Source organism: Thalassospira sp. ABL2_045 (genome assembly GCF_056161285.1).
Genome location: NZ_JBSWYV010000003.1, coordinates 330,703 through 344,195, shown reverse-complemented (window position 1 = coordinate 344,195; position 13,493 = coordinate 330,703). Strand labels below are relative to the sequence as shown.

Here is a 13,493-nt window from a genome sequence, read left to right as displayed (position 1 = left end):
GGAGGGAATGGCGCGAGTGACGAGACTTGAACTCGCGGCCTCCGGCGTGACAGGCCGGCGCTCTAACCAACTGAGCTACACCCGCATGGTGTGGCGCGGTTTATATAAGGGGTGGTTCAGTCTGGCAAGGGGTTTTTTGCAAAAAAAAGACGGGCTGGAAATTCAGTCGAAAAACGTCGCTATTCAACCCGGATCAGAGGCCGTTTTCGCTGTCCGGAATGCGCAGACAAAGGTAGTCATCAAGGGGGCGGAGATGGCCAGAAACAAAAAAAGCGCCAGCGGATCAACCGTGGCGCTTTTTTTGTTCATCATTCCCATCAGGGAGGGAATGGCGCGAGTGACGAGACTTGAACTCGCGGCCTCCGGCGTGACAGGCCGGCGCTCTAACCAACTGAGCTACACCCGCATGGTGCGTGGCGCGGTTTTTAGCAGTCGCTCCCAGGTGGCGCAAGCGGTTTTTGACCTGCAAATTCAAATTTTGAACCGGTTCTTCTGCCAGTAGAAACCAAGCGGGCCTTGGGCGCGTCAAGATTCACCGTTTTTAGTGGGGGTCAGGTGGTGCGAAGGCATGGAACGCGGCGTGTGAGGGTAGGTGGCTTTGTCGGGCTAACCGGACATATCAGTTCGTTGAAAAGCGATGAAAATGTGTCTGGTCGCGCCAGTGCTGCAGGCGCAATTGCCCGTTGGCCGCGTAACAAGGACAGTATGCGAAAGATTAAGTCGCGCGGGATGTCTATTCGCGCGGGTCTTCGTAGCGTTCGGTCAGTTTGGTCAGGGCCGCGACAGTTGCCTGTTCGACGGTTGAGCCAAAACCGGTAACGCGCCCGGCCAGAATGACATAGAGAGAATCGATATGAAGCTGCATAACGAGCAGCTGTTTTTCGTTGGCGGTGGTACGGTCGGCAACGAAGGTTTCCAGCGATTTGGCGATCTGGGTCATTAATGGATACTGGAAAGTCCCGCCCAGCGCCTTGACCGAATAGGCAAGATCACTTGCCGCCGTGACGGCCTCAGGGCGTTTGGATTTATCGCCAAGCCCTGCGATCACCGTTTTACGGCATGCCATCAGGTCCTTGCCGATGTCGCGAACGAAGGTTTCCGAGCTGCGCTGAACGACCTGTTCGAGCTCTTCGAGCTGTTCGGGCGACAGGTTGATGTCGAAACCCTTTACGAAGTTGACAGCCCGGCGCTTGAGATCAGTTTGTGCAGGAATGATTTGCACATTCTTTTTCTTTTTTGGTTGTTCCGGCTTCACGATTGCTCCGCTTCCCCAGTCAAAATGACTCATTCGTCTGTGCTCCTGCGATCAGGGCCATCAAACTGGACCTGTCTGCGACGTCGGTCCGGGCCAAAATAGGTCCCGGTATTCACAAAGACACGCGGTCGGGTGATCACCGAAACCAGACGGCTGTAAAGTGCCTTGGCGTTGAAGGGTTTGGCAAGAAATTCCGTAATCCCAAGATCGCGCGCGGTCGTCACATAGCGAAGTTCGGAATGCGCGGTAAGCATGATCACCGGAATGAACCGGTTTGGCGAATTGGTCGAATTGCGCATGACATCAAGAAATTCGAGGCCATCCATGCCATGCAGGCGCCATTCGCAAATCACGATGTCGATCTTTTCCGTGCGCAGAACGTCAAAGGCAGCATTCGGCGTTTTCACGCGTTGGATATGACTAGCCCCCAAATAGGCGAGCGTGTCATAAACCACCTGAGCCGAAATCTTGTCCCCGTCAACAATCAGAAAACTGATTTTACTAAAGTCTATTTTCGCGTTCATCCGGCCTCGGTTCCTGAGCATCATCACGAAATGCGTCGCTGTTCAGGAGGATACAGCAGCAAATCATACCCCGTTGCTGATCTGTAAATCCTTATACCTTTGTCTGGTTTCCAGCAAGGCCAAACCGCAAGGATTCAGGCCGGGAAATCTGACAAATACTGACCCAGGGCCAGCTTTAAATATCGAACAGACGACGTTTGCGTCTTATTTTTTGGTGCTCGTGTCCGGTTTGAACACACCCAATATTGGATATTTTTTTTGAGAGTAAAGAGGAAGATCGTTTTTATTTCATGGGCTTGGTGGTGCCGTCGTCGTCGATGACCTTAACGGCGACACCAGACTCTTCGAACATTTCTGTCGATATTTTCATATCCTGTTCCCAGCGTTCGAGAAAATCAGGGGTCAGTTTCGACTTGTCGACATAGACCTCGGCGATGCCGGCCTGAATGATGGCGCGTGCGCAATCGCAGCACGGGAAGTGCGTGACATAAAGCGCGCAGCCATCCAGCGACGTGCCGGTATAACTGGCGTTATAAATGGCATTGCGTTCGGCATGTTCGGTATAGGCGTATTTTTCCGGACGCTGGTGACGGCTTTCGACGGCGTCATCAACCCCGCGCGGAAAACCGTTATAGCCGACAGCACGAATTTCCTTTTTCGGGCCGATGACAACGGCACCGACCTGGGTGCTGCGGTCTTTTGACCAGTCTGCAATATGGGCTGCGAGGCCAAGAAAGCGGTTGTGCCATTTGCTCATGAAAAGGATCCTGTCTGCGCCAACGGTATGGTCGGTCGGCTCGTCTGATGTGACCGGGATATTTCACCGGGATGGGTTCTTTAAAGAAGGTGCTTCTTGTAATTGTCCAGTGAAAAATCACATTTTTGTAAAGGCATTTAAAGAAAAGTCCCTGTTCAAATAGGGGCTGATTGATTATTAAGGGGGTACCCCCAGAAAAATATCAGGACGCCTTTTCGTCTCGCCGCAGATGCAGGCCGAAGCGGGAAGGCTCATGTGTAAACCGAATAACAAGAGGTAGTAGCCGATGCGCCGTCAACGTAAGGCGAAGATCATCGCGACCCTGGGGCCGGCAAGTTCAAAGCCAGAAATCCTCGAACAGATCGTGCAGTCAGGTGTGGACGTATTCCGCCTGAACTTCTCGCACGGGGAACACTCAGAACATCTGGCCCGCTTTGAAGCGATCCGCGCTGTAGAAGAAAAACTCGGCCGCCCGATCGGTATTTTGATGGATCTTCAGGGCCCGAAAATTCGTGTCGGGACCTTTGCTGATGAGCAGATCGAACTGACAGCCGGTGACAAGTTCAAATTCGATATGGACAAGAAGCCGGGCGACAAGACCCGTGTGGCGCTGCCCCATCCCGAAGTGTACGCCGCGCTCAAGCCGGGTGCGAACCTTCTGCTGGATGATGGCAAGCTGCGCATGCAGGTCGACAAGTGTGACGACAAGTCCGCAGAATGCACCGTCATTACCGGTGGTCCGCTGTCAAACCGCAAGGGTGTCAATCTTCCCGATGTGATGTTGCCGCTGTCACCGCTTACCGACAAGGACCGTGCCGATCTGGTTTACGGTCTTGAGATGGGTGTTGATTTTGTGGCCCTGTCATTTGTGCAGCGTCCCGAAGACGTTGCCGAGGCACGCAAGATCATTCAGGGCCGTGCGGCCATCGTTTCCAAACTGGAAAAACCGCAGGCGATTGATCACCTTGACGAGATTGTCGAGCTTTCTGACATGATCATGGTCGCTCGTGGTGACCTTGGCGTCGAATGCCCGCCGGAAGATGTTCCGATCCTGCAGAAGCGCATCATCAAGGCCTGCCGCGAAGCAGGCAAGCCGGTGATTGTTGCTACCCAGATGCTTGATTCGATGGTGTCCAACCCGGCACCGACCCGTGCCGAAGCATCCGACGTCGCAACGGCCGTTTATGACGGTGCTGATGCGGTGATGTTGTCGGCCGAAAGCGCGGTCGGTAAATACCCGATCGAGACCGTGTCGATCATGGACCGTATTCTGCGCCGTGTGGAGCAGGATGAGCTTTATTACCGCATGCGCGATGCCAACCGTCCGGATCCGGAGCATAACGCCCCGGATGCGATCAGTGCGGCTGCCCGTCAGGTGGCGGCAACCATCGGTGCCAAAGCGGTTGTGAACTATACCTCGTCCGGGTCGACCGCATTCCGTGCGGCCCGTGAACGTCCGGAAGTGCCAATTCTTGGCCTGACACCGCGTATTCAGACCGCACGTCGTCTGGCGCTTTGCTGGGGCGTGCATCCGGTCTTTACCCGTGATGCCACCAACTTTGCCGAAATGGTCGGAATTGCGACAGAAGTGGCGAAGCGCGAAGAATTTGCCGGACCGGGAGACTCGCTTGTGATTACCGCAGGTGTTCCGTTTGGGACCCCGGGGGCAACCAATATTCTGCGCATTGCGTGGGTCAGTAACAATTAAGCTGATCCTTAATGCACACCATTGCGTGTTGAGACTTTTTCAGAAAACGGGTGTCCTTCGGGGCGCCCGTTTTTGTTTGGGTGCGGTTGGAAAACAGCCCCTTTGCCGGGTTTTTTGAGAGCAAAGGGCAGGGGGCATCAAAGCCCCCGTTATCGTTAATGTTTTTTTGAGTCTTTGCGCCGATAGTCATTCTGTAATCAAGGCTCTATCCAAGGATTTGAGCCATTGAGGTTGGGCTATCAAAATTAGACGTCTTGTCTGGTTGTGTATCGCTGTCAGTTTCGGTTAAGCTATTCTGACAAAACACAAAAATAAGGCATCGCAACGCCGATGCCGATATGCCGCCAGGCACGGGACCAGGGGAATAACTGCGATAATGCTGAGTTGGATGTTCAATCGGCAAAAGAATGCGGGCAATGAGGGGCTTGATGACAAGGCCTCGGCAAAGTTGCGTGATCTCGCCGACACTGTTCGTACTATCGCACCTGAGTCGTTTGGGGCTGATAAAGGTCAGCCGCAGGGCCGCACGTTTCCCCGCAAGCATATTTCCGAAAATTCCGCCGACGCCGCAGGGCTTGAACATGCCGCGCGCCTTTCATCTGAACTGGACGCGCTTGATGATGTTGAAGATGTGCCTGATTTCGATAGCGATGTTCGTATGGATGTCGCCCGCCGTCTGCGTCGACATCTGACGGATCTAAGCCCGTCGGAACGTCTTGATATGGTCGATGAGTTCGTCGCAGCGATTGCCAACATGGGCGATTGTTATCGCCCGCAGGTGATCGCGCTGATCGAACAGGAACTGGGCCATACGCCATATATGACCCGTCAGGCCGCCACCCGTTTGCGTCAGGACATTCAGGCGATTGGCCGGGTATCGATTGCAGACTATGTCGAACTTCTGAGTGATGCCGATTTCCTTGATATCATGCGGGGGCGCAGTGAGTTTGTTCAGACTGCGGCCGAGCGTGAACGTGCAGAGCTTGAAGCCGCCGCCAAGGTCCGCCTGATCGCGCAGCAGGCCGAAAAGGAAAAGGGCGGGTTGCTGAACCGTTTGCTGTCATCTGACGATGCGCCGCGCAATGTCGTGCCGATGACACCGCACCTCACCGAGAAAGCGATGCCGAAGCCAAAGGCACCGGAAAACGACATTCTTGGGGGCCAGAACCGTATTTCGCGTCAGGCCCAGCGCCGCATTGCGCATTTCATTATGGCATCGCTGTTTGACACCTTGGTCGAACAAGGCCGCATGCGCACCGAAGTTGCCCGTGCCTTGCGCCAATCTGTGCGTCAGCGGATCGAAAAGGCCCGTTTTGAAAACCGCATGCCGGTCCAGTCCCGCGAAAGCGAGATGGAACTCGAGATTGCCGATAACGAAATGGTCGAGAACGATATCGTTGAGGCATCTGATGCCAAAATGACGATGGATCAGTATGTGCTTGATGCCCTGTCGCGCAATGACGATGCGCTGGTGGTACAGGCGCTGGCGCAATATGCCGAGATGCGGACCAATGCCGTTTCCAAAATTCTTGATTCGGGCAGTGCCCGGGCGATTACAGCGCTTGCATGGCGCGCGGGAATGACCGCGCCGGCAGCTGTTGTCTTGCAAATCAGCAACGGTATTCCGGAATCGGCGATTGAAAGCCCGGCGGCTGGTGGCCGCTATGCGATGGCCGCAGCGGATATGGACTGGTATATCGATTTCTTTAGCGACATCAAGCCGGTGGCAGCACGCACCAAGGTCGAAAAAGAAAGCGAACCGGCCCCGGCCGAGGCGCCCAAAGCACGTTCTTCTGTCCGTAACTCTGCACGCAGTCATGGCCTGCGTTCGCGCTCTAGCCGCAATAGCGGCGGGCTGGAAGGCTTGGTCTCTGACAAGCGGTCCAAAGGTCGCAAAGAGGACTGAGTGCCATGAGCAGCAATCACGGCATCTCATATGACGGGCTGAAACATGCCCTTACCATCAAGGAAAGTTATCTGTCTGGCGAACCGCTTACCGTAACCGGGGCGGCCAAGCAGCAGCGCCTTTTGATGCCGGAACATTTGCTGAGCAACGACCTTGCCCTGATGCAATATGATGATCCGTTGGCATTGGCCGTGATTGCGACCAAGGACCCGGAAAGCCCGATGGCATTGGCCGCCGCGATCCGCATGGGCCCGCATGCCAAGTGCAAGGAACTGATTACCGGCGTATTTGAAGTCGTGTCCGAAGCGACCAAACACGAACTGGTCGCCGATTGCGCCAAACTCCTGACCAAGAATGCCTTCAGCCCGGAAGCCTTCCACCTTGTGCGCACGCGCGCATCCAATCATGTGGTGGAAATCCGCGAAGCATATCGCCGTGCAATGGGTGATAACCTGCGGGCTTTGCTTGATGGCAAAATGGAAGCCCGGGCGTTCGTCGAAGAATTCATCGAGCTGGCCTCGAACGGCAATCTGCGCATTGATATCTATCGCCGTCTGGTGATGAAGCTGATGCGGTCGGATGCGGTACGGCCGAGCGTCAAATTCATGCTGTTGGAACGCCTCGATCGTTTCCCGCAGATGGTAAAGCTTCAGATCGTCAAAGAGGTCAATTCCGCACCGGATACTGCGGAATATCAGACGCTCAAACAGGAGCTACGCTGGATCTACGAGGCCAAACAAAAACAGCAATTGCCGCAAGCGCAACAAACACCGATCAATGCATCGGGCACTACCAATGCATCCGGGCCGCGCATCAAGGCGGCTGATCTTGTTGGGCGGTCACAGATCGATTTCGGAGCGGCGGCCGGCATTCATCAGCGCAACAGCATCATCAAACCGGCTGAGCCGACCCTGCGACGCAACAGCGCGCCAAACTTGATGACCAGCGGCGGGTTCAGCACGCGTGAACTGTCTTCCTGGCTGAACTAAGTAGGCCTCAGATAAATCCAAAGAACCTAGTTATGCAGTGCCGACGTCCCGTTTGATGCCGGTACATGCACATGCAGGCCCGCCTGTTTCTCGAGATAAACCGTGCAAATCACACGCACAAGCGATGCGAAGTTCGGAATGTCGCCGCGCGTCGCCACAACTTCATCATGGATTTTGCCGAGGAACTGCGGCGTTGTGAAACCTTCGCCAGAAGCGATTTCATCAAGGATCTGCCAGAAGCGCAGTTCAAGACGTAGGCTGGTCACCACACCATTGATCCGCACAGAGCGGCTGACGGATTGATAAAGCTCGGGGTCGGTTCCGGAATAGATCTGACACATTTGGACGGCCTTTCCTTTGGGTGCCGCTGTCACGATCCGTGCGGCGGTCTTCTTTTTGGTTGGCACAATGGTCAATCAAGTTGCGCCCAAACGCAATGCACGTTTGGGCGCAGGCAGATTACAAATTGATTTCGGTGCCAAGAACCTTAAGGAAAGCCGCCATCCATTTCGGGTGGGCTGGCCAGGCCGGGGCGGTCACCAGATTGCCATCAGTGCAGGCATCATCAATATCGATGTCGGCATAAACGCCGCCACCGAGTTTGACTTCTGGCGCGCAGGCCGGATAGGCCGAAATCTTGCGATCCTTGATGATATCGGCTGCGGCAAGCAGCTGCGCACCATGGCAGACAGCGGCAATCGGTTTGTCTGCGTCATGGAAATCGCGAACCAGGCGAATGACATCTTCGTTTAGGCGCAGATATTCCGGGGCGCGACCGCCGGGAATGACCAGCGCATCATAGTCTTCGGCGCGTGCGGTCGCAAAATCGGCGTTGAGTGCAAAGTTGTGACCGCGCTTTTCGCTATAAGTCTGATCGCCTTCGAAATCATGGATGGCGGTTGCGACCGTATCGCCAGCCTTTTTATCCGGGCAGACGGCATCGACCTGGTGGCCAACGGCCAGAAGGGTCTGGAACGGCACCATGGTTTCGTAGTCTTCGGCATAGTCGCCGGTGATCATGAGAATTTTTTTCGCAGACATACCTTATCCTCCCGCTTGTTTTGATTTGCCGTTGCTCGGCAAGGCGGGAACTATACGCCGCCTGACGGGTGGGCGGGTAACAGCGGGGTACTACATGCGGCGTCCAAACAAAAAAAGAGGCCCGATTTGGGCCTCTTTTAAAATGTGGGGTTTTGGAAAAGGCATCAGCTTTTGGAGGCTGGTGTCTTTTTCGCAGCGGTTGTTTTGCTTGTCGATTTTGCTGCCGTGGACCGGGAACGGGTTGCCGGTTTTTTGGCCGCAGTTTTCGTCGCCGGTTTGGCGGCAGCCTTGGCAGCCGGTTTTGCAGCTGGTTTTGTGGCACTGGCGGTTTCAGCACCTTCGATGATGTGAAGGTCGCGTTGCGGGAACGGGATTGAGAAGCCGGCAGCTTCGAGTTCCGTTTTCGACTTGCGGGTCAGATCAAAGAAGGTCGGCCAGAATTCGCTGGTGGCGACCCAGCCGCGCGCGGTCAGATCCACCGAGCTTTCACCGAGATTGGCGACAAAGCTCATCGGTTCCGGATCCTTGAGGACGCGTTCGTCGGATGCGACAAGGTTTGTCAGGAATTCGAGTGCTGCATCAACATCGTCGTCATAGGAAATGCCGACCTTGATATCGAGACGACGCGTCGGGTTGCGCGAGTAGTTTTTGATCGCGCTGTTCCAGATTTGCGAGTTCGGGGCGGAGATAAACACACCATCCGGAGTCTTGAGCAGCGTGGTGAACAGGGTGATCTCGACAACCGTGCCGGAAACCGAACCGGCTTCGACAAATTCATCGATCTTGAGCGGGCGCAGGATCAGGATCATGACGCCAGCCGCAATGTTTGACAGCGTGCCTTGCAGGGCCAGACCAATTGCCAGACCGGCAGCACCGAGAACAGCGATGATGCTGGTGGTTTCAACGCCGAAGTTCGCCAGGACAGCGATGATGACAAAGACCAGAATGGCATAGCGCACAACGCTTGATGCCAGCGGCTTGAGAGTCGCATCAACAAATTTGGCGTTCTTCAGGGAATGGCGCACCAGAGCCGCAGCCCGACCGGCGATCCACCAGCCCACGAGTAGTATGAGGACTGCGCCAAGAAGGTCGAGGCCAAAGCCCAACGCAAATCCCTTTAGCATTTCTGTGATGGTCGCTACATCGGTTTCAATCATCTGAACCTCGTTCGCTCCGTGTCATAATTGTGTTGATTGCCAACCATACTTCTGTATGAGAGACTTAGCATTACAGGTTTGAGTGCGCTTGAAAAGTACGATGCGATCACCAATTTCTTGCATGTGTATGGAACAAGCCACTCTTTCGTTCGTTAAAGACCATAATATCACCATCATTGGTGTTAAGTTATTATCTGAAGAACAACCTAAAGACAGGGGTAAGACATGCAGATCCGTCCGAAAATTCTTTTTGCTCTTGGTGGCGTAGCGCTTCTGAGTGCGTGTAGCACTGTAGATAACAGCGGCACCGCTGTTCCTTATGGTGGTAACCCGTTCACCTACAGCAGCTCGGTTTCTTCTGCACTTTCTTCGCAGGAACCGACCACCGACTTCGGCAAAGCGCTTAAAACCGAATATCTTGCTTATGCGCAGCGCGAAGCTGACGAGTGGTATGACTACTTTGATGCTGACTTCTTTGCCAAGAAAGCCGGCCGTGTAACCGGTGACACCATTGTGCTTCCGGAAGATCCGGCAAACTGGCGTTTCTCAGATGAAGAAATTGCACAGAAACGTGCCGTTCGTGACGAACTCCTTGCCCTTCTTGATGATGGCAAGCGTGAAGAAAAGCCGGCAATCGCCGCTGTTGCCCAGGCCCGCTATGACTGCTGGGTTGAGGAAAGCGAAGAAGGTTGGCAGACCGAGCTGATCAGCCAGTGCTGGAAAGACTTCGAAGCTGCAATGGCTGAACTGCGCGCTGTAGAGCCGGAGCCGATGGCTGCACCGGTGGCTGCTGCCGAGCCGCGTCTCTTCACCATCTTCTTCGATTTTGACAGCGTTGCGATCACCCCGGTTTCCGAGCGTGTTCTTGATGCCGCTGCTGAGCAGTGGGCGACCTCGATGGGTGACATCACCGTTGTTGGTCACACCGACTCCTCGGGTTCGGCTGCCTATAACCTTGGTCTGTCCGAGCGTCGTGCATCGGCTGCCCTTGGTGAGCTGACCGGCCGTGGTGTCAAAGGTGACATGATCGAAAGCGATGCCGTTGGTGAAGGCGATCTTCTGATCCCGACTCCGGATGGTGTTCGTGAGCCGCGTAACCGTCGTGTGACGATTTCGGTCGACTAATCACCGACATTTACCAAATCTTTGGCAACGAGGTGGCATAATGCCACCTCGTTGTTTTTATATGTGCTTTTGACCCTTCGGCGATTTTTCGCGGAAACAGGTGTTGAATTTGGGATCAATCTGAATAATCTCTGGATTGTAATCCTGAAGTTAAGTGAGAGGCGGGGACATATGCTAAAGGCCATCAAGACGGTCTTTTCGCAACGCTCGGGGGGCGTTGCTCTTGCAGTTGCGACACTGGCGGTTATGACCACCGCCTTCTTGCCGACAGCGCGTGCGGCAGACAAAACACCCATCGTTCCCTTCGAACGTTACTTTGCCGACCTGCGTGGTGATGGAAAAACCCTGCGCTTCAATGCGTTCTCGGGTGAAATTCCGGGCAAGCGGATCAAGGAACTTCTGCGGTCCGGTGCGGTCATCGGTGATCGCATCCTGCTGGCCGAAGATGTCGCAGTTTACTTTCCTGATGGCTACATCGTTCAGTCCCAGGCGAATTTCGCGAAATATGTGCCGAAAATCGGCGTGAAGCCGAGCACGGTGGAAACACGTGATGATCTGGTTGAAAACCCGCGCTATGCGCTGGTCGAACGGTTTGACACCATCCTTGGCCACGAATGCGCGCGTACCGAATATGCCAACGGCTTTGCCGCCCTTCGCATCAAGCCGGACGGCGTAATGTCGCTGGTGCTTGAAACGGCAGGGCATTTTGACGCGCTTGTTGATGAACACACCACGGCCTACACCGTGACCAGTGCTGTGCAGCCGGTCTTTATGGGCAATCAGGGCCTTGTTCCGGATCTGATGGCGCAGTGCCGTCGCAGCTAAGCGCGGTTCAGGATATCGAATTAAAAAGGCACCGGATCATCCGGTGCCTTTTTTGTTGGCTAATAAGGATGCGGGGCTCAGGACAAGCGCGGCAGTTCAATCGCCGGGCAGCGATCCATGACCGCGGTCATGCCATTGTCGATTGCCTTGGTACAGGCATCAGGATTGATCACACCAAGCTGCATCCACACCGATTTGGCGCCAATCGCAATCGCATCATCGACCACGCCGGCTGCATCGTCGCTGTTGCGGAAGATATCGACCATATCGACGGGGCCAGTGATATCGGATAATTGCGCAACAACCGGCTGCCCGTGGATGGTGCCGCCCGCCTGACCGGGATTGACCGGAATGACGGTGTAGCCATGATCGAGCAGAAACTTCATCACCCGGTTGGACGGGCGTTCCGGCTTGGGGCTGGCGCCGACAAGGGCGATGGTTTTGGTTGTCTCAAGCAGGGATTTGATTTCCGGGTCGGTGGGATTTTGAAATTCGGCCATTCGGTTTCATCCGCTTTCGGTGGTCAATACGTATGAATGTTATATTGTCTGGGCCTTCCTGCAACTTTGATATGCGTCATCGGCTTTTTTGCCGGGCAGGAGCGGGGGGCAGGCCACTCGCGGAAAGTTGATGGCAGTTTAGGTGACGCGGATGGCCAGATACGCTTTGACTAGGGTATGGCTAAACCTGACAGGTTCGAATTGAATGTATCCATGGCTTGATCCTTCCGGACGGTTTTCATTTTTCAAATTGGCTGTCTTTGTCGCCCTTGTGGTGCCGGGCATTGTTTTGCTGTGGCCGGTAGTGGCTGAGGGCGGGGCAACGATACCGGTCAAGGAAGCCATTCTTGAAAGCGGTGAATGGACGATCCGCATTTTGCTGATCACGCTTCTGGTGACACCGCTTCGCCGTATTACCCGGTTTTCCAAGCTTGTTCAGGTCCGGCGACAGATCGGGGTGGCGGCATTTTGTTATGTGATGATCCATTTCGGGCTTTATGCCATCAGCCAGAATCTTGATGTCATCCGTATTGCCAGCGAGATCGTGCTGCGGATCTACCTGACAATCGGATTTGTTGCCGTGGTCGGTCTGGCCGTTCTGACTGCGACCTCGACCAAGTCGGCCATGCGCCGGCTGGGGGCGAAATGGGTGCGCCTGCACAAGCTGGTCTATCCGATTGCCGTGCTGGGCGTGGTGCATTTCTTTTTGCAGTCAAAAATCGATGTCAGCGAAGCGACCCTGATGGCCGGGATGTTTGTTGGTTTGATGCTGTATCGCTTTGCCCATTGGCGGGGCTGGTCGCTGCGCTCTGTCGTGACTTTGTCGCTGATTGCGGTTGTGTCCGGGCTGGCAACAGCCGGGATTGAATATGCGTGGTACGCGCTTGCGACCGGTATTCCGGCGGAACGGGTGCTGGCAGCCAATCTGGAATGGATGTGGCCATTGCGCCCGGCCTGGAATGTGTTGCTGGCAGGCATGCTGGTGACAGCAACACTTCTATTTGGCAAGGACGGGATCGCGCGCGTGAAAATCGGCAATCTCTTCGGGATGGTTCCTAGACCGCAGCACTCGCGCGGCGGGTAAGGGCGGTCAGCAAGCCAGCCCCGATCATCACCCCGCCGCCAATGCGGGTCAGGCGACGCAGGGCCGATGGATGGCGGAACCGTTCGCGCAAGGCACTGGCCATCACGGCCCAGATCGCAACATTGACTGCGGCCAGCGTGACGAAGGTCGCGGTCATGATGATGAATTGCGGTAATACCGGATCGCCGGCGGTCACGAACTGCGGCACAAAGGCGATAAAAAACACAATGCCCTTGGGGTTGAGTGCTGTCACGACATAGGCCTGCAGGAACATGCGCGACGGGCGGTTGCGTTTGGCATCCGGGTTGTCATGAAGGGCTTCGGGCTTTTCGCGCCACATCTTGATCCCGAGATAGATCAGATACGCAGCCCCGCCGAGCTTGAGCACGGTAAAGGCTTCTGCGGAGGCGGCCAAAAGCGCACCAGCCCCGGCAAGCGAGATCGTCATGGCGGTCAGATCACCCAGCGCCACCCCGGGAACAGTCGCCCATGCGGTTTGTTTTCCCTTGCCCAGTGCATAGCTGACGACAAGCATGATGGTCGGGCCGGGAATGGCCAGAACAACAGCACATGCAAAAGCAAAGGCAAGCCAGATTTCAAACGACATGGGACGAACTCCATA

At 55.2% G+C, this 13,493-nt stretch carries 14 protein-coding genes and 2 tRNA genes; 6 read left to right on the top strand and 10 right to left on the bottom strand.

The features are described 5' to 3' along the window. Positions 1 to 8: 8 nt before the first annotated feature. The 5 genes from ACXAIA_RS07600 to ACXAIA_RS07580 form a co-directional block, all read right to left on the bottom strand. Positions 9 to 85 (bottom strand) — tRNA-Asp (locus ACXAIA_RS07600). A gap of 244 nt (positions 86 to 329) precedes the next feature. Further along, a tRNA-Asp gene (locus tag ACXAIA_RS07595) sits at positions 330 to 406 on the bottom strand. A gap of 327 nt (positions 407 to 733) precedes the next feature. Then, on the bottom strand, positions 734 to 1,288 hold the full coding sequence (locus ACXAIA_RS07590) for a transcriptional regulator (RefSeq protein ID WP_475348812.1): 555 nt from the start codon (positions 1,286 to 1,288) through the stop codon (positions 734 to 736). Next, positions 1,285 to 1,779 carry a response regulator gene (locus ACXAIA_RS07585; protein WP_475347482.1) on the bottom strand — a complete coding sequence of 165 codons (495 nt, stop codon included), beginning with the start codon at positions 1,777 to 1,779 and terminating at the stop codon, positions 1,285 to 1,287. The genes ACXAIA_RS07590 and ACXAIA_RS07585 overlap by 4 nt, the downstream gene beginning before the upstream one ends. A gap of 283 nt (positions 1,780 to 2,062) precedes the next feature. Beyond that, a complete protein-coding gene (locus ACXAIA_RS07580; protein ID WP_475348811.1) occupies positions 2,063 to 2,536 on the bottom strand; it encodes a deoxycytidylate deaminase in 474 nt (157 codons plus the stop codon). Between the two features lie 286 nt (positions 2,537 to 2,822). Here ACXAIA_RS07580 and pyk point away from each other — a divergent pair, with 286 nt between their 5' ends. From pyk to ACXAIA_RS07565, 3 genes are all read left to right on the top strand, one after another. Beyond that, positions 2,823 to 4,244 (top strand): pyruvate kinase, encoded by a 1,422-nt coding sequence (pyk, locus tag ACXAIA_RS07575; RefSeq protein ID WP_475348810.1) that lies wholly within the window; start codon positions 2,823 to 2,825, stop codon positions 4,242 to 4,244. A gap of 376 nt (positions 4,245 to 4,620) precedes the next feature. Further along, on the top strand, positions 4,621 to 6,150 hold the full coding sequence (locus ACXAIA_RS07570; RefSeq protein ID WP_475348809.1) for a DUF2336 domain-containing protein: 1,530 nt from the start codon (positions 4,621 to 4,623) through the stop codon (positions 6,148 to 6,150). Between the two features lie 5 nt (positions 6,151 to 6,155). Then, entirely contained in the window at positions 6,156 to 7,139 is a 984-nt protein-coding gene (locus ACXAIA_RS07565; RefSeq protein WP_475348808.1) for a hypothetical protein, read from the top strand. Between the two features lie 26 nt (positions 7,140 to 7,165). Here ACXAIA_RS07565 and ACXAIA_RS07560 read toward each other — a convergent pair whose 3' ends face one another. From ACXAIA_RS07560 to ACXAIA_RS07550, 3 genes are all read right to left on the bottom strand, one after another. Continuing rightward, positions 7,166 to 7,480, bottom strand: coding sequence for a ribbon-helix-helix domain-containing protein (locus ACXAIA_RS07560; protein WP_475348807.1), 315 nt, complete (start codon positions 7,478 to 7,480; stop codon positions 7,166 to 7,168). Between the two features lie 118 nt (positions 7,481 to 7,598). Continuing rightward, positions 7,599 to 8,180 (bottom strand): DJ-1/PfpI family protein, encoded by a 582-nt coding sequence (locus ACXAIA_RS07555; RefSeq protein ID WP_475348806.1) that lies wholly within the window; start codon positions 8,178 to 8,180, stop codon positions 7,599 to 7,601. 164 nt (positions 8,181 to 8,344) lie between these two features. Then, positions 8,345 to 9,337 (bottom strand): mechanosensitive ion channel family protein, encoded by a 993-nt coding sequence (locus ACXAIA_RS07550; protein WP_475348805.1) that lies wholly within the window; start codon positions 9,335 to 9,337, stop codon positions 8,345 to 8,347. 225 nt (positions 9,338 to 9,562) lie between these two features. Here ACXAIA_RS07550 and ACXAIA_RS07545 point away from each other — a divergent pair, with 225 nt between their 5' ends. Both ACXAIA_RS07545 and ACXAIA_RS07540 read left to right on the top strand, forming a co-directional pair. Next, positions 9,563 to 10,462 (top strand): OmpA family protein, encoded by a 900-nt coding sequence (locus ACXAIA_RS07545; protein WP_475348804.1) that lies wholly within the window; start codon positions 9,563 to 9,565, stop codon positions 10,460 to 10,462. A 171-nt stretch (positions 10,463 to 10,633) separates the two neighbouring features. After that, positions 10,634 to 11,287 (top strand): hypothetical protein, encoded by a 654-nt coding sequence (locus ACXAIA_RS07540; RefSeq protein ID WP_475348803.1) that lies wholly within the window; start codon positions 10,634 to 10,636, stop codon positions 11,285 to 11,287. A 77-nt stretch (positions 11,288 to 11,364) separates the two neighbouring features. Here the strand turns inward: ACXAIA_RS07540 and ACXAIA_RS07535 are convergent, their stop codons facing one another. Further along, on the bottom strand, positions 11,365 to 11,787 hold the full coding sequence (locus ACXAIA_RS07535; protein ID WP_475348802.1) for a CoA-binding protein: 423 nt from the start codon (positions 11,785 to 11,787) through the stop codon (positions 11,365 to 11,367). 205 nt (positions 11,788 to 11,992) lie between these two features. On the opposite strand from ACXAIA_RS07535, the gene ACXAIA_RS07530 reads away from it, so the two are divergent. Then, positions 11,993 to 12,871: a protein-methionine-sulfoxide reductase heme-binding subunit MsrQ gene (locus ACXAIA_RS07530; RefSeq protein WP_475348801.1), complete on the top strand. Its 879-nt coding sequence runs from the start codon at positions 11,993 to 11,995 to the stop codon at positions 12,869 to 12,871. Here ACXAIA_RS07530 and ACXAIA_RS07525 read toward each other — a convergent pair. Further along, positions 12,843 to 13,478, bottom strand: a complete 636-nt coding sequence (locus ACXAIA_RS07525) for a LysE family translocator (RefSeq protein WP_475348800.1) — start codon at positions 13,476 to 13,478, stop codon at positions 12,843 to 12,845. The genes ACXAIA_RS07530 and ACXAIA_RS07525 overlap by 29 nt on opposite strands. Positions 13,479 to 13,493 lie beyond the last annotated feature (15 nt).